This window comes from Methylosinus sp. KRF6, assembly GCF_018887255.1.
Classification (GTDB): Bacteria; Pseudomonadota; Alphaproteobacteria; order Rhizobiales; family Beijerinckiaceae; genus Methylosinus; species Methylosinus sporium.
In genome coordinates this window covers 1,893,838-1,894,484 of record NZ_JAHLJF010000001.1, presented here as the reverse complement: position 1 = coordinate 1,894,484, position 647 = coordinate 1,893,838, and the positions used below count along the sequence as shown (strand labels likewise).

Genomic DNA, 647 nt, shown 5'->3' with positions numbered 1-647 from the left:
GTAAGCGCACACCCGGCGCCGTTCACTCGGTGGGCTTGAAATTCCAGGGCATGAGCGCCTCGATGTTCTTGTTGGGCCATCGGTCGGCGATTCGTTCGAGGGTCTGCTGGGCCCAGGCGTAGGGATCGACGCCGTTCATTTTGCAAGTCTGAAGCATGGTGGCGATGGAAGCCCATGTCCGTCCGCCACCAGCAGAGCCGGCGAATAGTGAGTTCTTGCGCGTAATGGCCTGAGGCCGGATCGCCCGCTCGACGATATTGGAGTCGATTTCGACGCGGCCGTCGTCGAGAAAGAGTGCGAGGACCGCTCGATGCGATCGGGCGTAGCGGATCGCCTCGGCCAATTTCGATTTGCCAGAGATGCGCGGCAGCTCGCGCTCCCAGAGATCGAACAACGCCTGCACGATATCGACCGACGTCACCCTTCGCGCTGCCAGGCGCGCCTGCGGCGGCTGACCGCGCACCTCTTCCTCGACAGCCCACAGCAGCTTCATCTGCTCCACCGTCGCCGTCGCGACGATCGACTCGCCGTTCGCGTGGAGTTCGAAGAACCGGCGGCGCAGATGGGCCCAGCATCCGGCGAGATGCAGCCCGTTGGAATGAGGAGAGCCCGCGAGCTTGCGATATCCCGCATAGCCGTCGCATTGC

Annotated in this window: 1 pseudogene; it reads right to left on the bottom strand. The window is 63.7% G+C overall.

The window, feature by feature from the left end:
• Positions 1 to 22: 22 nt before the first annotated feature.
• A pseudogene (locus KP010_RS09125) lies at positions 23 to 647 on the bottom strand (IS66 family transposase); the annotation flags it as partial.